The 16,543-nt window shown below is 70.1% G+C and carries 17 protein-coding genes; 14 read left to right on the top strand and 3 right to left on the bottom strand.

Annotation, left to right across the window (positions count from 1 at the left end; genetic code table 11):
- Nucleotides 1–52: 52 nt before the first annotated feature.
- On the bottom strand, nucleotides 53–1,087 hold the full coding sequence (locus HCT63_RS00160) for an NADP-dependent oxidoreductase (RefSeq protein WP_167000452.1): 1,035 nt from the start codon (nucleotides 1,085–1,087) through the stop codon (nucleotides 53–55).
- A gap of 180 nt (nucleotides 1,088–1,267) precedes the next feature.
- Between HCT63_RS00160 and HCT63_RS00155 the strand changes: the two genes are divergently transcribed.
- The 9 genes from HCT63_RS00155 (at nucleotide 1,268) to HCT63_RS00115 (ending at nucleotide 9,752) form a co-directional block, all read left to right on the top strand.
- Nucleotides 1,268–2,095 carry a VOC family protein gene (locus HCT63_RS00155; RefSeq protein WP_167000450.1) on the top strand — a complete coding sequence of 276 codons (828 nt, stop codon included), beginning with the start codon at nucleotides 1,268–1,270 and terminating at the stop codon, nucleotides 2,093–2,095.
- Nucleotides 2,092–3,051 (top strand): hypothetical protein, encoded by a 960-nt coding sequence (locus HCT63_RS00150; RefSeq protein WP_167000448.1) that lies wholly within the window; start codon nucleotides 2,092–2,094, stop codon nucleotides 3,049–3,051. Before HCT63_RS00155 ends, HCT63_RS00150 begins: the two co-directional genes overlap by 4 nt.
- A gap of 65 nt (nucleotides 3,052–3,116) precedes the next feature.
- Nucleotides 3,117–4,427 (top strand): DUF4437 domain-containing protein, encoded by a 1,311-nt coding sequence (locus tag HCT63_RS00145; RefSeq protein ID WP_167000446.1) that lies wholly within the window; start codon nucleotides 3,117–3,119, stop codon nucleotides 4,425–4,427.
- Between the two features lie 98 nt (nucleotides 4,428–4,525).
- Nucleotides 4,526–5,965, top strand: coding sequence for an FAD-dependent oxidoreductase (locus HCT63_RS00140; protein ID WP_243842813.1), 1,440 nt, complete (start codon nucleotides 4,526–4,528; stop codon nucleotides 5,963–5,965).
- A 156-nt stretch (nucleotides 5,966–6,121) separates the two neighbouring features.
- Nucleotides 6,122–6,247, top strand: coding sequence for a hypothetical protein (locus HCT63_RS20615; RefSeq protein WP_255490669.1), 126 nt, complete (start codon nucleotides 6,122–6,124; stop codon nucleotides 6,245–6,247).
- Nucleotides 6,244–7,272: a nitrilase-related carbon-nitrogen hydrolase gene (locus HCT63_RS00135; protein ID WP_167000444.1), complete on the top strand. Its 1,029-nt coding sequence runs from the start codon at nucleotides 6,244–6,246 to the stop codon at nucleotides 7,270–7,272. The genes HCT63_RS20615 and HCT63_RS00135 overlap by 4 nt, the downstream gene beginning before the upstream one ends.
- Nucleotides 7,272–7,652: a hypothetical protein gene (locus HCT63_RS00130; RefSeq protein ID WP_167000442.1), complete on the top strand. Its 381-nt coding sequence runs from the start codon at nucleotides 7,272–7,274 to the stop codon at nucleotides 7,650–7,652. Before HCT63_RS00135 ends, HCT63_RS00130 begins: the two co-directional genes overlap by 1 nt.
- 302 nt (nucleotides 7,653–7,954) lie before the next feature.
- On the top strand, nucleotides 7,955–8,407 hold the full coding sequence (locus HCT63_RS00120) for a DUF3598 family protein (RefSeq protein WP_167000441.1): 453 nt from the start codon (nucleotides 7,955–7,957) through the stop codon (nucleotides 8,405–8,407).
- A 4-nt stretch (nucleotides 8,408–8,411) separates the two neighbouring features.
- Complete coding sequence (locus HCT63_RS00115; protein WP_167000440.1) at nucleotides 8,412–9,752, top strand: aldehyde dehydrogenase family protein; 1,341 nt, start codon at nucleotides 8,412–8,414, stop codon at nucleotides 9,750–9,752.
- Nucleotides 9,753–10,029: 277 nt separating this feature from the next.
- Here HCT63_RS00115 and HCT63_RS00110 read toward each other — a convergent pair whose 3' ends face one another.
- Nucleotides 10,030–10,758, bottom strand: coding sequence for a hypothetical protein (locus tag HCT63_RS00110; protein WP_167000439.1), 729 nt, complete (start codon nucleotides 10,756–10,758; stop codon nucleotides 10,030–10,032).
- Between the two features lie 331 nt (nucleotides 10,759–11,089).
- On the opposite strand from HCT63_RS00110, the gene HCT63_RS00105 reads away from it, so the two are divergent.
- Nucleotides 11,090–11,902, top strand: a complete 813-nt coding sequence (locus HCT63_RS00105) for an IclR family transcriptional regulator (RefSeq protein ID WP_243842812.1) — start codon at nucleotides 11,090–11,092, stop codon at nucleotides 11,900–11,902.
- Between the two features lie 351 nt (nucleotides 11,903–12,253).
- Here HCT63_RS00105 and HCT63_RS00100 read toward each other — a convergent pair whose 3' ends face one another.
- Nucleotides 12,254–13,798 (bottom strand): AMP-binding protein, encoded by a 1,545-nt coding sequence (locus HCT63_RS00100; RefSeq protein WP_167000437.1) that lies wholly within the window; start codon nucleotides 13,796–13,798, stop codon nucleotides 12,254–12,256.
- A gap of 118 nt (nucleotides 13,799–13,916) precedes the next feature.
- On the opposite strand from HCT63_RS00100, the gene HCT63_RS00095 reads away from it, so the two are divergent.
- The 4 genes from HCT63_RS00095 to HCT63_RS00080 all read left to right on the top strand — a co-directional run bounded on the left by HCT63_RS00095 (nucleotide 13,917) and on the right by HCT63_RS00080 (nucleotide 16,542).
- The gene (locus tag HCT63_RS00095) at nucleotides 13,917–14,495 is read left to right on the top strand and encodes a hypothetical protein (RefSeq protein WP_167000436.1); all 579 of its coding nucleotides are present in this window, start codon (nucleotides 13,917–13,919) and stop codon (nucleotides 14,493–14,495) included.
- Nucleotides 14,496–14,591: 96 nt separating this feature from the next.
- Nucleotides 14,592–15,176: a hypothetical protein gene (locus HCT63_RS00090; RefSeq protein WP_167000435.1), complete on the top strand. Its 585-nt coding sequence runs from the start codon at nucleotides 14,592–14,594 to the stop codon at nucleotides 15,174–15,176.
- Complete coding sequence (locus tag HCT63_RS00085) at nucleotides 15,173–15,913, top strand: FadR/GntR family transcriptional regulator (RefSeq protein ID WP_167000434.1); 741 nt, start codon at nucleotides 15,173–15,175, stop codon at nucleotides 15,911–15,913. The genes HCT63_RS00090 and HCT63_RS00085 overlap by 4 nt, the downstream gene beginning before the upstream one ends.
- 92 nt (nucleotides 15,914–16,005) lie before the next feature.
- On the top strand, nucleotides 16,006–16,542 hold the full coding sequence (locus HCT63_RS00080; protein ID WP_167000432.1) for a MaoC family dehydratase: 537 nt from the start codon (nucleotides 16,006–16,008) through the stop codon (nucleotides 16,540–16,542).
- Nucleotide 16,543 lies beyond the last annotated feature (1 nt).

The raw sequence follows: 16,543 nt of genomic DNA, 5'->3' as shown, positions 1-16,543 counted from the left end.
GGCTGCGGTCATCGCTGACGGCGACGACCGCAGCCCAGCCCGGCTCCACTTCTCAGTGGTGCGTCGGCTGAGCGACCTCGACCACGACCTTGCCGATGTTCTCGCCGGCCATCAGGCGTGCGAACGCCTCGGGTGCGTGCTCGAGCCCGTGCACGCGGTCCTCGAGCACCGTGAACGATCCGTCCTGGATCATCGCCGACACGGCCGCGACCTGGTCCGCGATCAGGTCGGTGTGGTCGTAGACGACCATCCCGTGGACGACGGCTCGGGCGGCCATGACGGCGCCCGCCCGCAGGCGCGTCGGGCTCGCCCCGTTGGTCTGGTCGATCAGCCCGATGAGCGAGACGCGCGCACCTCGCGCGAGGTGCTCGGCGACGCCGTCCAGCGTCGCCTGGTCAGCCATGTGCAGGTAGCCGTCGATCCCGGAGGGGCACGCCTCGTGCAGCGCGTCGAGCCAGCCGTCGCGGCGACCGACGACCGCGGCGTCATACCCGAGCCGCTCGAGGGCGACCGTCGCTTTCGCGTCGCTGCCGACCACGGCGACCGTGCGGGCGCCGGCGCCGCGGGCGAGCGCGGCGGCCACCGCGCCGACCCCGCCGGTCGCCGCGGTGACGACGACGGTCTCGCCGGGCTGGGGGCGCACGTGGCGGACATGGGCGGCGTACGCGGTGAGTCCGGGCATCCCCAGCGGTCCGAGGACGGCCGACAGCGGGACGCCTGCGGTCGCCCGTACGGGGACGAGCCCGCTCGCCGAGACCACCGCCTCGGCGGCCCACCCGGTGCTGGCCATCACGAGGTCGCCGATGGCCAGGCCGCTGTCTCCGGGATCGACGATCTCGGCCACCGCCGTGCCCGGCACCACGCCGCCGATCGGCAGTGCGGGCTCGGCGAGGTGGCCGTCGCCGAGGACGGACCGGATGTACGGGTCGAGCGAGAGGTCGAGCGCGCGGACGCGGACCTCGCCCGGTCCCGGTGTGCGTACGGAGGTCGTCGTGACGGCGAAGTCCTCGGGACGAGGGACTCCGTCCGGGCGTCGCGCCAGCGTGACGGCGGGGACATGTGCTCCGGTCGCGGTCGTGATCGACACGTGGGCTCCTCTGTGGGGCGCAAAAGGTGGGGGACTCCGCTCTGAAACGGCGTTCCAGACAGGGTAGTGCCATTGACGGCGGCTGGTGATCCGTCTAATCTCGGAACAGCGTTTCGGCCAGCGAAACCCGCGAGTGGCACCCCGGACGGTGACAGCGCGACATCCCGGTGAAGGAGAGTAATGACCCTGCTCGGTATCCGTGAGGCCGTCGTCGCCACCGCCGACCTCCCTGCCGCCGTCGCGTTCCTCCGTCGCGCCTTCGGGTTCGAGGTCGTCGAGGAGACCGACGGCGGGGCGCTTCTCGCTGCGGCCGGTGCGCCCGCGGGTCGGCTGCGCCTCATCGCGCAGCCCGGGGCCGTGCCGCAGGACGCCGCCGTGTGGGACCTGGGCGTCCGCCTCCTGGGCATCTACAGCCGCGACCTCGAGCAGACCGTCGAAGCGATCGAGTCGGCCGGTGGAGCGTCGCGACGCCCGGTGAGCTATCCGTACGGAGCGGCCACGCTGTCCGAGCTGGTCGGCTACGGCCGCGACGGCGTCTGGTGGACCGTCCCGCAGGCCGTCACCGGCGCCCACCGCCCCAGCGACGCGTACGCGGCGGACCCGCAGCGTCTCCACTCCGAGCTCCACAGCGTGGTCCTGGTCGTCGACGACCACGACGACGCCGTGGCCTTCTTCGAGGCCGGTGGCCTCGGCACGGTCTTCGACGGCACGATGGCCGGCTCGGAGTTCGAGGAGCTGGTCGGGATGCCGGCCGGGGCTGAGCTGCGCCTGACCTTCATGGGTGGACCCGAGCACCGGCCGGCGCGGCTCGAGATCATGTCGTTCACCGGTGTCGCAGGGCAGCGGACGGACGCCGGGGGTGGCGTCCAGCGCATCGTCTACTTCTGCGACGACGTCGCGGCGACGCGTGAGGCACTGATCGCCGCCGGCGCGGAGCAGGCCGACGACGGCACGCTGCGTGGCCCTGCCGGGCTCGAGATCGCCCTCGTCCAGGAGGAGAACCGATGAGCAGCACCCTGGTCGGCGGCGTCAACGCCGCGTTCCTCGGCGTCAACGACCTGCAGGCGCACCTCGACCTGTACGTCGGTCAGCTCGGTTGGGAGATCGCGTCCGAGGGGACGCTCCTGGCCGACGAGGCCGAGCGCCTGTGGGGCGAGGGCGTCGGCGCCCTGCCGTACACCGAGCTGAGGGCCGCCGGAGCGGGCCACGGCCGCCTGATCCTCCTGCGGGTCCCCGACCAGGACGCGCCGGAGCACCCGATGCAGGCCGACACCGGGCTGATCGCGATCAACACCTATACCCGTGACATCACGCAGAGCCATAGCGACCTCACCGGGGCCGGTCTGCGGTTCCGTACGCCCCCGGCCACCTGGGCGGTGCCCCTGGGAGACACGCTCGTCTCGGTGACCCAGGGCTTCCTGCTGGCGCCCGAGGGCGTCGACGTGGTCTTCGTCGAGCCGGCCGCCGCGCGCGGCACGGCCGCGTGGGACGCCGATCCGGACCGTCACTACACCGAGCTCACCTCCGTCGTGTGCCACGTGCCCGACTTCGAGGCGGAGGCGGCCTTCTGGGGCCCGGACGGTCTCGGGCTCGACAGCTGGTACGACGTCTCGTTCACCCACCCGGGCCTCGACGAGATGGCGCAGCTGCCGCCCGGGTCGACGATGCGCCTGTCGTTCCTGGCGGGACCGACGACGGCACGCGTGGAGGTCACCCGGCTGGACGATCAGACGCTGGGGGTGGACCGCCGTGCCGTCCAGCGCACCGGACAGCACCTGGGCCACACCGGGTGGCTGCTCGTGGTGGGCGATTTGGACGAAACACTGTTCCAAGTGCGCCGCCTCGGCGGTAGCGTGCTCTCCGAGGCGCACCGCGCAGCGGGGGCGATCTTCGGTGGTGGACGAGTCGCGTTCGTCGACACCCCGAACGGGCTCCCCGTCACCTTCGTCGAGGAGACGGGGTAGGTCCCGGTCCCTCCGGCCCGGCACGGGCGACCCGAACCGAGAAGAGCGAGAGAGAAGGAAAGACTGTGCGACCTCATGTTGAGCTGATTCAGGAAGACGACTACGTCTGGCACGCCGCGGAGCTGCCCGGTGGCGAAGGGCGGGCCAGCGAGCGGCGGCTGTCGGTCGACGAGGAGGACGGTTCGTCCTCGCTGCGCGTCGACTTCCACACCGACTGGGGCCGTGGTCCGGGCATCCACCACGCCAACACCGAGTACTACGTGCTCGAGGGCGAGATCGACTACGGCGGCCGCAAGATCGGCAAGGGCGGCTACGTGTACGCGCCCAAGGGTGTGCCGATCGACTACCTGCGGATCGCCGAGGGCACCAAGATCCTGCACTACCGCGAGTACGGTGACGCCGGGTTCGACCCGGTCGAGGCGCTGGCCGGTGCGCCGCGCTGGGCCGACGCCCGCGAGGACGTCATCGTCATCGACTCCGACGCGATGCAGTGGGACGCGGTGCCGAACCCCGGCCCGATGCCCGGCCTGTTCATCAAGTACCTCCACGTCGATCCGACGACCGGGTTCTACACCCGGCTCGTGCACGCGCAGGAGGGCTGGGCAGACCACCGTCTCGCGCACCACCCGTGCTATGAGGAGGCGTACACGACCCAGGGCCACATGGAGTACAACTTCGGCACCCTGGATCTCGGCACCTACTTCTTCCGCCCCGCGCGGGTCAAGCACGGTCACTTCACCACCATGGAGGGTGGCGCGACCTGGCTGCTGCGCTCGGACGGCGAGCTGGCCAACTGGTACACCCAGAACGAATGGGTGATGTGGGGTGGCGAGGGCGTCAACTACGGTCCCGAGGGACTGGACGAGACGCCGCACCCGGCGACCCGGTGGGCGCACTCGACGCACGCGATGGCGCAGCCGTGGCGCACCGATGAGGACATGCGTCAGCTGACCGCCTCGTGGCAGTTCCAGAAGGACCAGGGCCAGTACGACGCGCCGGTCGCGCACCACGGCTCGGGCGTCGACAAGGCCGCGATCGCGATCGCCAAGGCGATGGACGCCTACAACCTGCAGGGCGGCCACGACGGCCACGGCGACGGTCACAGCCACGACCACGACCACAGCCACGACCACGAGCACGACCACGAGCACGACCACGACCACGAGCACGCCGAGCCGGCGCGTGAGTCGATCAACCTCGACTGGGGCTGGGTCGGCAAGGCCACCGAGCACGCCGACGAGCGCACCGACACCCAGGCGCACAACTGGGGCGCGGGACGGGTCTGGAAGGCCGGCGACCCGATCCCGGCGCCGATCCTGTCGAGCATGCCCGTCCGCAGCCGCTCGCGCGGCCGCTGGGACGGCGACGGCATGTGAGCGTGTGGTCCGCCCCGCGCTTCGGCGCGGGGCGGACCACGCCCTTTACGGACCGCGCGAATGACGATCTGCCGACTCTTGCTCGGCGTCTACGAGGAGTGAGTTCCATCAGCACCGAGTCCCGCTTCGATGTCGTGGTGGTGGGTGCCGGCACCGCAGGCATCCCGTGCGCCATCCACGCCGCGCAGGGGGGAGCACGTGTGCTCCTCGTCGACAAGGACGCCCGTGTCGGGGGGACGTTGCACGTCACCGGTGGCCACATGGCCGCCGGAGGGACGCGCCGCCAGGCGGAGAAGGGTGTCGAGGACTCCGCCGAGGCCCACCTGGCCGACATCCGCCGCATCACCCGCGGCACGGCCCGCGACGACCTGATCAGCATCGTGGCCATGAACGCCGCCGACACGATCGAGTGGCTGCAGGACCGCGACTTCCCCTTCGCTCCAGAGACGCCGAGGCTCGTGTACGGCCACGAGCCGTACACGGTCGCACGGACGTACTACGGCAAGGACGAAGGGCTCTCGGTCTTCGAGGTGCTCAAGGAGGAGCTCGACCGTACGGTCGCCGAGCACGACCTGACCGTCTGGACCAAGACCCCGGTCGTGGAGCTGCGTCAGGACGAGACCGGTGCCGTCGTCGGCGTCAGCGTGCTGCGCGGCAGTGACGAGATCGCCGTCGACGCCGACGCGGTCGTGCTCGCGACCGGTGGCTACGCCGCCGAGCCGGAGCTCTTCGAGGAGCTCGAGGGGGCGCCGCTGGTGTCGGCCGCAGCCAAGACCTCGACCGGCGACGGGTTGCAGCTCGGCCTGGCAGCCGGTGCCGGACTGCAGGGTGCGGGCACCCACCTGCCGACGTTCGGTGGTCTCCCGGACCCGCAGAACCCCACGCGCGCCAACTGGAACGACCGTCAGCGCCTCACCAGCGAGCGGCCGCCGCGCGAGATCTACGTCGACCTGCACGGCAAGCGCTGGGTGCGCGAGGACGAGGAGTCCATCGACGAGAAAGAACGGGCGCTGGCGACGATCGCGGACCAGACCTTCTGGACGATCTTCGACGACGCGGCGCTGGCGCTGTCCACGGGCGACCTCAACGAGATGATCGTCGGCAAGGATCCCGACCAGGTGCGCGCGGTCGTCGACACCCGTCCGGGGCTCCACTCGGCGGACACGCTGGCCGAGCTTGCGGACAAGGCGGGGATCGACGTCGAGGGGCTTGCGACGACGGTGTCCGACTACAACGCGTACGTCGCCGCGCAGGACGATCCTGAGTTCGGGCGCACCTATCTGCCCGCCCCGATCGAGAAGGGCCCGTTCTACGCGCTTCGCAACCACGCGATCACGTTGGTGACGTTCCAGGGCCTCGACATCGACGACTCGTTCGCGGTGCGCTCCAACGGTGGCGACCCGATCCCGGGTCTCTATGCCGTCGGCGAGGTGATCGGTGCCGGCGCGACATGCGGCAACACCTTCTGCAGCGGCATGCTCATGACTCCCGCACTGACGTTCGGTCGCCTGCTCGGTTCGCGGCTCGCCGAGCGCTGATGTCGGTCGGCGAGGGCCCGCAGGCAGCTAGGCGGTCTGCGGGCCATTGCCATGCCCTGCAAGAGATCGTCGTCGCCCCGTCACGGGCGAATTACCTGACATATCGCGGAAACCTTCCCCTCGGAGCCCCTTGTTGTCAAGGATGAGCACATCGATTTGAAATGGCGTTTCGCTCACCGGAAAGGGGATATCGGCATGTTTGAGCACGCCGCGATGCAGGAGGCGTCGCTGACGGCGACGCCGATCGGCCAGGCGGTCGACGAGGCGAAGGCACTGGTGTGACAGACGCCCCGCGCTACCGCGCGCTCGCCCTGCAGACGGCGTGCCACTCGGTCAACGACTGCCCCGACACCGCGTCCGCGCGGTCGACGATCCGGGCAGGCATCGACCGGCTGCACCGCGAGATCACCGCCTCGGTGGCGACCTCCGGCGCCGACACCAGGCTCGTCGTCCTCCCGGAGTACGTCCTCACCGGGCCCCCGCGCGGGGAGTCGGTCCCGCAGTGGGCGGAGCGTGCCGCGCTCGCGGTGGACGGGACGGAGTACGCGCGGCTCGGTGAGGTGGCCGCCGACGTCGGGGTCTATCTGTCGGTCAACGCCTACGAGCTCGACGAGCACTTCCCCGACCTCTACTTCCAGGCATGCGTGATCTTCGACCCGGCGGGCGAGGTCGTGCTGCGCTACCGGCGGCTGAACTCGATGTGGTCGGTGACGCCGCACGACGTGCTCGACCGCTACCTAGAGCTGTACGGTCCGGACTCGCTGTTCCCGGTCGCCGACACGCCGATCGGGCGGCTGGCGCCGATGGCGTCGGAGGAGATCTTGTATCCCGAGGTCGCACGGTGCTTCGCGGTGCGCGGCGCGGAGGTCTTCGTGCACAACTCGTCCGAAGTCGCCTCGGCGCTGCTGTCGCCCAAGAACATCGCCAAGCTCGCGCGCGCGGTGGAGAACAGCGCGTACGTGGTGTCGGCGAACACGGCCGGCCTGTACGGCAGCGGGCTGCCGGAGATGTCGGGCGACGGGTCGAGCAAGGTCGTCGACCACCGAGGCCTCGTCCTCGCGGAGGCGGCGTCCGGTGCGTCGATGGCGGCGAACGCGGAGATCGATCTCGGCGGGCTGCGGGCCTTCCGGCGGCGGGTCGCGATGGAGAACGTGCTGGCGAGGCAACGGTTCGAGCTGTACGCGCCGACGTACGCGGGAACGGTCGTCCACCCCGCGAACCAGCTCGACGGAGTGCCGTCACGCCAGGACTTCCGGGCGACCCAGCAGCGCGTGATCACCGACCTGGTCGACCGGGGAGTCATCTGATGACGATCAACGACATCCTGCGCGAGAAGGTCGCCGGGGTGTGGGCCGGGACCTACACGGTGCTGCAGCCGGACGGCACCGTGCTCGAGCGCTTCGACAGCCGGCAGGAAGGCCGGATGGAGGGAACGGCCTGGACCGAGCGTGTGACCTACCTGCGCGAGGGTGAGGACCCGTACGAGCACTGGTACTCCGCGACCGTGGATGGTGACGAGGTGGCGTTCCGCAACACGAATATGTGGGGCGAGACCAGCCGGGTGGGTGCCGAGGCCGTGATCTTCTCGTTCGGCCGGCACGAGCGACCCGACGAACGCATCATAGAGGAGCGTCGCGTCCCCGGGGCCCTAGCGGTCGAGTGGGATCCGAGCGCCGCCGGCGTATGAGCACCGACGACGGGCGTCGCAGCCTCGCTCGGTGACCGGGTGCACGTCGCGGGACGGCCAGCGGGCTCGATCCCGCGGACTGGGACGAGACCCTGGCGATCAACGTCAACTCGGGTGCCGGCCTCACCGGCTATCGCGACGGGTGCGGCCTACGCGGCCTCGAAGTTCGGCCTGAGGGGCCTCTCCGACGCCCTCCGGCAGGAGGTGGCTCCGCTGGGGGTGAGACGGCCGTCGCCGTCGCCGCAAGGTTTGCCCAATCGGTCGCGTCATGAGGACGCGACCGCTGAAGAGAGGAACGAACGATGAATCCCTGGGACGAGGAGTTCCCGCTGCTGACCCGTCACCTTGGTGAGTGGGAGGGCGAGTACGTCCACCTGGATCCCGATGGCAACGAGGTTGATCGTCATGCGTCGCATCTGCGGATGTGGGTGCCGGAGGACGGTTCGTGTGACATCAAGCAGATCAACACGTACACGTGGCCTGATGGTCGTCAGGAGGCGGTGGAGTTTCCTGGGATCCTGAAGGGGAAGGATGTGTTCTTCTCGACCGATCGGATCGAGGGGCACATGCACCAGTCCGATGAGCTGACGATCTTGTTGACGTGGACGTACAACGAGCTGTTGAAGCCGGGGAACTATCTGTACGAGCTGATCCAGCTGAGTCGTGATGGTCAGCAGAAGGTGCGTACGTGGCACTGGATGGAGGAGGACCGTCTGGTGCGCCGCACGGTCATCCGCGAGCGCAAGAAGGCGTGATCTTGTGAGTGAAGTCCGCGATCAGGTAGACGCGCTTCGCGCGGAGGCTGCCGCGTGGGAGGCCCGCGGCCTCGCCGAACGGACGCAGATCCTGCGCCGATGGGCCGACGAGCTTCGGGCGCGACGGACCGTCGTCCGCGACGCGCTCGCGCGAGACACCGGCCGTGTCGCGCTGTCCGACATGGAGATCGACGCCGTGCTCGGCTCGATCGAGCGCCACAGCGGCTGGTCCGCCGACGTGCTCGGTGCCGAGCAGGCCCGTGAGAGCTCCGACCCCGACGTCCGCATCACCGAGGCGTCGGTGCCGATGGGCGTGGTGGGCGTGATCTCGCCGTGGAACTTCCCGTTGCAGCTGGCGTTGATCGATGCCGTCCCCGCCTTGCTCATGGGGTGCCCCACCCTCATCAAGCCCACGGAGCTGTGTCCCCAGTTCGTCGGGCCGCTGCGTGAGAGCATCGCCGCGGTGCCGGAGCTCGCCGCGGTCCTCCGGCTGGTCGAGGGCGGACCCGAGGTCGGGAGCGAGATCGTGCGCAGCGTCGACGTCGTGTGCTTCACCGGCAGCGTCGCGACGGGGCGGAAGGTCGCTGCCGCAGCGGCCGAGGCCTTCGTCCCCGCCTTCCTCGAGCTCGGTGGCAAGGACGCCGCCATCGTCGCCGAGGGGGCCGACCTCGAGGTCGCCGCCGCAGCGCTGCTGTGGGGCGGCACGGCCAACACGGGGCAGTCGTGCATGTCGATCGAGCGGATCTACGCCGAGCAGGCGGTCGCCGACGACCTGGTCGGTCGCTTGGTGGCACGTGCGGAAAAGGTGGGGCTCGTCGGGGTCGACGCCGGCGGGCAGGTCGGCCCGTTCATCGATCCTCGCCAGGCGGACGTCGTGAAGGCACAGCTCGACGACGCGGTCGCCAAGGGGGCGACCATCCAGACGGGCGGGACGATCGAGGTCCACGACGGGCGGTCGTACCTGCGTCCCACCGTGGTGACGGGCGTCGACCACACGATGGCGCTGATGACCGAGGAGACGTTCGGACCGGTGCTCCCGGTGATGGCGGTCGGAGACCTTGACGAGGCGGTCCGCCTCGCGAACGCCACCCGCTACGGGCTGTCCGGCGCGGTGTTCGGGCCGGAGCAGGTGGCGCTCGACGTCGCGCGTCGGATCGATGCCGGCGGCATCAGCATCAACGACGTCCTCCTCACGGGCATCGTTCCCGAGGGGCAGAAGCAGGCGTTCAAGGACTCCGGCATGGGGCCGAGCCGGATGGGCCCGGCCGCCTTGCGGCGCTTCCGTCGCCAGCGCGTGCTGCTCTCCCGCCAGACGCCTGCCCTGCAGCCGTACTGGTACGCCTGACCAGCGCGCCGAAGGAGACGACCATGATCGGTTCACCCGAGCGAAGCCCGGTGGAGACCGCGGCGCTGATGCTCGACTCGCTGTCGAAGGGCCGCGCTGGACCAACGAGGTCGGCGACTGGCCACGGTGTGCGGGGTCGTCGAGTACGCCTTCGAGGGCGCGGGTGAACCCCGGCCGCTGGCGAACGGGTCGCAGCCCCTGGAGGACCCCTATGGGACGGGAACGACGAAAGGGGCCCGCCGACCGGCGAACCCCCTTTTCGTCGTTCCCGCACCGGTCAGACGTTGGCGCCCGGCTTGAAGACTCCCAGGAACGCGGCGACCAGGACGAGGGCCCAGATCGAGTACACCCAGGGCACTGCGCGCTTCATCGCTCCGCCGATGGCGGACTCGACCTCCGGGGTGGAGCCCGAAGCCATCAGCTGCCCGAACGCGGGGCCGAACGGCCGCAGGCTCACGCGGATCATCATTCCGCACAGGATGCACAGCGCGTACGCCGCGACCTTGGCCGCCAGCCACTTCGGGTTCGTCTCCACCCCGAACGGCTCGGCGACGACGAACGCGTAGCCGGCCGAGAGGAGCAGGCCGACTGTCAGGGCGCCGCGGACGATCCAGTCCGTGCGCTCAGCGAGCCCGGCGTGGCGCGCGGGGGACTTGAAGAACGAGACGAGCATGACCGCGAGCCAGCACAAGCCGCCGATCCAAGCCAACGCGAGCGGCCAGCCGAGGAAGAGGTCGCGCCCGAAGTCGCTCGCCGCCATCAGGGTGACGCCGCTGGGGAGCATGAGGATGAGGCAGACCCGCGGCGCGAGGTCGACCATGTGCATCACCTTCATCGCGACTGCCCGCCCCGCCGGGGAGACGTCAGGGTCCACCACGAACTTGGAGGAGTAGAAGACCCCGATGTCGCTCCCGAGCCAGTAGGTGAGAAGCAGGATGTGCAGGAAGATGGCAGCGCTGTGCAGGTCGAACCCGGCCACGGGCTCGAGGGCGGCAGCAAGGTGCATGGTCGCTCCGTTCGGGGTGCAGGGGCGTTCGGGTGACCCGGATGCCCTGCGACTATGGTGATCCGATCTGCGAAACAGTGTTCCATTGCGTGGCGCGGTCGTCCAGTCTCGAATGCCGTCGGTTCGTCTCCGTTCGAGGTTTGCATCGCACCCCACGACGTGGGAGAAAGGGCGTTACGGTGTGCGGAACACGCATTCGGCGTGGTCTCCGTGACGCGACGTACCTCGGGGTGCAAACTCGGTTTCCGGGTGGGCGCGGGCCCACTTCGCCTGTCCATACGACCAGACCAGGAGTTCAACGATGTCGCCTCGTATCAGCAAGAGGGGCCCGGTGTCCGACGCTTCCCCCGCAACGCCGGCCCGTCAGCCGGCCGGCTCGTCCGGCGCGACGATCGCGACCGTCGAGCGGGCGGTCGACCTCTTGCTCCACATCGCGAGTGCTCCCGGCCCCGACTTCGGGATCACCGAGCTCGCCGAGGACCTGTCGATGTCCAAGGCAGCGGTCCATCGTGTGCTCGCCTCGTTGAAGGGGCGCGGTCTCATCGAGGTCGACGAGCGCTCACGGCGATACTCGCTCGGGGTGGGTGCGCTGCGGATCGGACTTGCCTACCTCGACCGCATCGACGTCCGGCGTCTCGGTCGCCCGGCGCTGGAACAGCTCTCCGAGCAGACGGGCGAGACTGCGACGCTCTCGGTCCTCCTCGGGCAGCACGAGCGCATCTACGTCGACCAGGTGACTCCTGATCGTGAGGTCATCATGTCGGTCAGCCTGGGTGAGCCCTACCCGTTGCACGCGGGTGCGTCCGGCCGCGCGTTCCTCGCCTTCATGTCTCCCGAGGTGCGCGAGAAGTATCTCGACGACGGCTCGCTCCAGGCGCTCACCGACCGCACGCTCGTCGACGTCGACGAGCTGCGCAAGGTCCTCGAGGACGTGCGCAGTCAAGGGTGGTCGTCGTCCGGCGGCGAGCGCAAGACGGGTGCGGCGGCGGTCGCAGCTCCGGTCCTCAGCCACGACGGGTTCCCGGTGGCCGTCGTCAGCGTGTGCGGTCCGGAGGAGCGGTTCCGGTCGCACGTCGATGAGTGCCGTGAGGAGCTCGTCGCGACCGCGCGGGTGATGTCGCGCAGCTTCGGCTGGGAGGGCTGAGTGCTTGAACGTCCGACCTGATCGCACGACTGGTCGCCGACGGCCTGCCTGTCCTCGACGAGGACCTGCGGGACGAGCTGCTGACCCGCTACTACATCGACCTCACGCCGCAGACGCACGGCGAGCATCTCGTCCATGCCTGGCACGTCATCCGTGACGTCTTCCTGTGGTGGCCGTGGTGTCGCGCGACGGCCGACGCCGCGCGCCCCACCGTGCCGCCGCCGGTCGACGAGCTGCACGAGGTCGTCAAGGAGTTCCTCAAGAGCGGTCCGAGCTATCGCCACTCCTCTGCGGAGGCGTTCCGCTTCGCGACGCAGGCGCGGCTCGCTGCGGCCGCACGGGGTGCCGGTGTCAGGGGGCCGGAACCGCGGGCGGCGTCAGGGCGCGCTTGAGGATCTTGCCTCCCGCATTGCGGGGGAGCGCCTCGATCGCGTACCAGCGGCGCGGAAGCTTGTAGCCCGCCAGCTGGGCCCGGCAGTGCGCCTCCAGGCCAGCCGAGTCGAGCGAGGCTCCGGAGGTGAGCACGACGTGCGCCACCACGCGCTCGCCCCACTCCTCGTCGGGCTCGCCCACGACTGCGCACTCCACGACCGCTGCGTGACTTGCCAGCACCTCTTCGATCTCGCGCGGGTAGACGTTCGTCCCGCCCGAGATGATCAGGTCCTTCTTGCGGTCGACGATGGAGATGTAGCCCTCCTCGTCGACCGTGACGATATCGCCGCAGGTGACGAACCCGTCCTCGGTCGTGCACGCCGCGGTGGCCTCAGGGTCGTTGAGATAGCCGTTCATCAGGTACGGCGACCGGCTGAACAGCTCGCCGGGCTCGCCGGGGCCGACGGGGTTGCCCGCGTCGTCGACGACCCGCACTTCCGTCATGAACCACGGGTGACCCACCGACCCGGGCTTGCGCCGCATGTCGGCCGGCCGCAGGTTGGTGACGATGCCGGCCTCGGTCGAGCCGTACAGCTCGTGGACGCCGCACTGCGCGAAGGTCTCCATGACCCACTGCTTGAGCGCCCACGGCAGCGCGGCCGCGTTGAAGTAGAGGGTGTCGAGGCTGGTCAGGTCGCGCGCGGCGATCGCGTCGGGTCCGAGCGCGCGCAAGCCCTGGGCGTGGGTCGGGATGAGGAACGCCGATTGCACGCCGTCGCGCTCGACCAGGTCGAGGAAGGCCGCGGGGTCCCAGCGGTTGAGCATGGTCACCGTGCCGCCGGTGAAGACCGGCGCGTAGCCGAACGCGAAGCCCGCGCCGTGGTACATCGGTGCGACGGCAGCCGAGACGCGGCCGGTCCCCAGGCCCCACTCCAGCGCGCTCATGTAGATGGTGAGCACGCGGCTGCGGTGCGAGATGAGCACACCCTTGGGCTTGCCCGTGGTCCCGGAGGTGTAGGTGATGCAGAACGGGTCGCGCTCGTCGACCCGGATCTCGGGGTCGGACGGGTCGGCGGCAGCCAGCGCGTCCTCGTACGACGTCCCGAGCGGTCCCGCGTCGAGCGTGAGCACGGACAGGTCGCGGCTCGTCGCGACGGGCTCGACGATCGGGCTGAGCGCGCCGTCGAGCACGACCGTCCGCACGTCGCTGTGCTCGACGATGTACGTCGCCTCGGCGGCGGTCAGGCGCGGGTTCAGCGGAACCATCACGAGGCCCGCCTTTGCGAGGCCGGCCGCGATCTCCGGGAACTCCAGGCGGTTGCCCAGCAGCACGGCGACCTTGTCCCCGATCGCGTGCCCGGAGCTCAGCAGGTGCTGAGCGAGGCGGCTCGACCGCTCGTGGAGCTCGGCGTACGTCTGCCTGCGGTCGCGGTCGATCACTGCGGTTGCGGCCGGGGTGGCGTGAGCGAACTCCCGGATCCCGTGGGCGATGGACAGCGGGGCACCGCCGGACTGGATGGCCATGCATCCTCCTGTGCTGGGATCTCGACGAACTGGAACAGTGTTCCATAGAGTGCAATGGTCAGACCAGAGGTGCCGAGACATCGCCGCGGCGCCGGACGACTCGCACGAAGGAGCACCCGTGCCCATCCTCGACCTCGACCAGCAGGATCTTTCCTGGTTCGACCTCGTTCCGGCTGGCGCCGACCAGTCGACGAGGATGTGCGCGCTGTGGAGCGACGACGAGCGCGGACTGCGCACGGTGCTCGTCGACTTCCCGGACGGTTGGCACCGTGACGCGACCGGCAACCAGCCGGCGCAGGAGGAGATGGTCGCGCTGTCGGGCGCGATGAGGGTGAGCGGACTGCGTGCCGGTGTGGGAGAGCTGCTCGTCGGGCCTCCGCGCGCCACGCGTGCGGAGACCTCGAACGAGGACGGCACGAGGGTGATCGTCTGGTTCTCCGGACAGTCCGGCGGCTGGAGCGAGGGGCCGGCCGACCCTCCGCGTGAGATGCGCGTCGTCGACCTCGCGCCAGGCGTGGTGCGTCCCGCCGAGCCCGGCCTGAACGGCTCCATCGAGGTGCGCGAGGAGGTGGCGGGTGCGGTGTTCGACGTCGATGTGGACCTGCTCTGGGCGTCTCAGCAGCGGTGGGTCCACCTCGCCGCGGGTGAGGTGGCGCCGGCCGTTCCTGGCCAGGTCGTCGTCAAGCGCTGGGCCTGAGCGCCGGCCGGGGCCTTGACCTGAATACATCGGACATTTATCGTCGCTGCAGCGGTGGCACCGTCGCCGTTCCGCCTCTTGCACCGGAGACCTGACATGCCACGTCCGGCCAGCACTTCCCTGACGCGCGAGCGACCGTCGTGGCGTCCGGTGCCGATGCCGGGCGCCAACGGCCCGATCGACGCGGTGGCGCTGGCCGGCGCCAGCGCGCCGTTCGCCCTGCGTGGGCGGTTCCCGGCCGGGTTCGCGAGGACGGCCGAGGGCGGGTACGCCGCGGCCGAGGAGTTCGTGGTCCTCTCCGGCGGGCTGGTGCTCGACGGGATCGAGATCGGCGCCGGCTCCCTGGTCCACGTCGGCGCGCGCAGGCTTCGCCGGGAGCTCGTGGCGCCGCGAGCGTGCGAGGTGCTGGTCTGGTTCGGCGGCGCGCCGGACTTCGTGCACGCGGAGCGGTTCGACGCCGACCCGGATGCCGGGCTGGACGTCTGGACGCTGGCCGAGGCCCTGCCTGTCCGTACCCCGGTCGCCCAGTGGTCCGCCGGCTCCGTCTCGCGATGGCCCGCCGGCTCGGACGGGTTCGACCGGCGGTGGTGGTCCTCCTCGCGCGAGCAGTGGCCCGGAGGGTCGGCGGACGAGGTGGTGTGGCGGACGGCCGTCGCGCCGGAGGGGAGCGTGCTCTCGTGAGCGAGCCAGGCGAGGAGAAGCGGTTGCCGGCCGCGGCTCTGGCGGTGAACCGGGTCAAGCCTGCCTACCAGCAGGTTGCCGACCAGCTGCGCACGCTCGTCCTGCGCGGCGAGCTGGTGTCGGGCGACCGGTTGCCCAGCGAGGCCGAGATGGTCGTGCACTTCGGCGTGAGCCGCAGCACCGTGCGCGAGGCGCTGCGCGTGCTGTCCTCGCAAGGCCTCGTCGAGACCCGTCGCGGGGTCACCGGGGGGACGTTCGTCAGCGACGTCGTCGCCGAGCACGTGTCCGCGCTGCTGGAGGCGAGCCTCGGGCTGATGACCGGCCGCGACCGCCTCTCGCTGCACGACATGCTCGAGGCGCGCGAGATCCTCGAGGTGCCGTCGGCCCGGCTGGCGGCCAGCCGGCGCAAGGACGCGCACCTGGCTGCGCTGCGCGATGCGCTCGACCGCGAACTCGTGTCGCGCGGCCGCGAGGGGCGTTTCGTCGAGCACCGCACGTTCCACCAGGTGATCGTCGAGGCGGCCCAGAACCCGATGCTGTCGATCGTCGCCGAGCCAGTGTTCCGGGTCCTGCGGGCGCAGTTTCTCGAGCCCGGAGTCGTCGAGGACGCGTACGCCGGGGTCGACGAGGACCACGAGGCGATCTTCGTGGCGATCGCCGAGCAGGACGCCGAGGAGGCGGCCCGGCTGATGGCGGAGCACCTCATCAGGCTGCGCGGCGTCTACCGATCGCACTGAAACGGCGTTCCAAAATCTGGCCGCAAGCATTGACGCCTATATGTCTGATCTTTACAGTGAGGCGCGAAGGCAGACGTTGAAGGGAGTGCGCCGTGGGCGTGAAGACGGGTTGGACCGGACGATTCTTCGAGGACTTCGAGATCGGAGACGTCTACCAGCACCCGCTGGGGCGGACGGTGACCGAGCACGACAACATCTCGTTCTCGTTGATGACGATGAACACGAACCAGATGCACTTCAACTCCGAGTACGCGAAGAAGTCGGAGTTCGGCAAGCCCCTGGTGGTCTCGACGCTGACGGTCGCGATCGCCGTGGGGCAGAGCGTCACCGACATCACTCAGAACGCATTCGCCAACCTGGGCTGGGACGAGATCCGGATGACGCACCCCGTCTTCGCCGGTGACACGCTCTACAGCGAGTCGCTCGTCCTGGAGAAGCGCGAGTCGGCCTCGCGGCCGCACGCCGGGATCGTCACGGTGAAGACGCGGACGGTGAACCAGGACGGCGACGAGGTCTGCTCGTTCAAGCGGACGTTCTACGTCTACCGGCGCGGCGTCGAGCAGCTCGAAGGGGTCTTCCCTGAGGGCAAGGTCGCGCTGACCGACAACACGCCGTTCGCCGGCGCGTGAG

This window comes from Mumia sp. ZJ430 (genome assembly GCF_011751845.1).
Classification (GTDB): Bacteria; Actinomycetota; Actinomycetes; order Propionibacteriales; family Nocardioidaceae; genus Mumia.
The sequence above is the reverse complement of the archived record's forward strand: the minus strand, read 5'-3'. Positions and strand labels throughout refer to the sequence as shown.

What these genes read in the sequence shown, in the direction of transcription:
- HCT63_RS00150 (WP_167000448.1), top strand. Translation starts at nt 2,092, where the DNA reads ATGAGCAGCACCCTGGTCGGCGGCGTCAACGCCGCGTTCCTCGGCGTC.
- HCT63_RS00130 (WP_167000442.1), top strand. Translation starts at nt 7,272, where the DNA reads ATGACGATCAACGACATCCTGCGCGAGAAGGTCGCCGGGGTGTGGGCC.
- HCT63_RS00120 (WP_167000441.1), top strand. Translation starts at nt 7,955, where the DNA reads ATGAATCCCTGGGACGAGGAGTTCCCGCTGCTGACCCGTCACCTTGGT.
- HCT63_RS00155 (WP_167000450.1), top strand. Translation starts at nt 1,268, where the DNA reads ATGACCCTGCTCGGTATCCGTGAGGCCGTCGTCGCCACCGCCGACCTC.
- HCT63_RS00090 (WP_167000435.1), top strand. Translation starts at nt 14,592, where the DNA reads ATGCCACGTCCGGCCAGCACTTCCCTGACGCGCGAGCGACCGTCGTGG.
- HCT63_RS00110 (WP_167000439.1), bottom strand. Translation starts at nt 10,758, where the DNA reads ATGCACCTTGCTGCCGCCCTCGAGCCCGTGGCCGGGTTCGACCTGCAC.
- HCT63_RS00100 (WP_167000437.1), bottom strand. Translation starts at nt 13,798, where the DNA reads ATGGCCATCCAGTCCGGCGGTGCCCCGCTGTCCATCGCCCACGGGATC.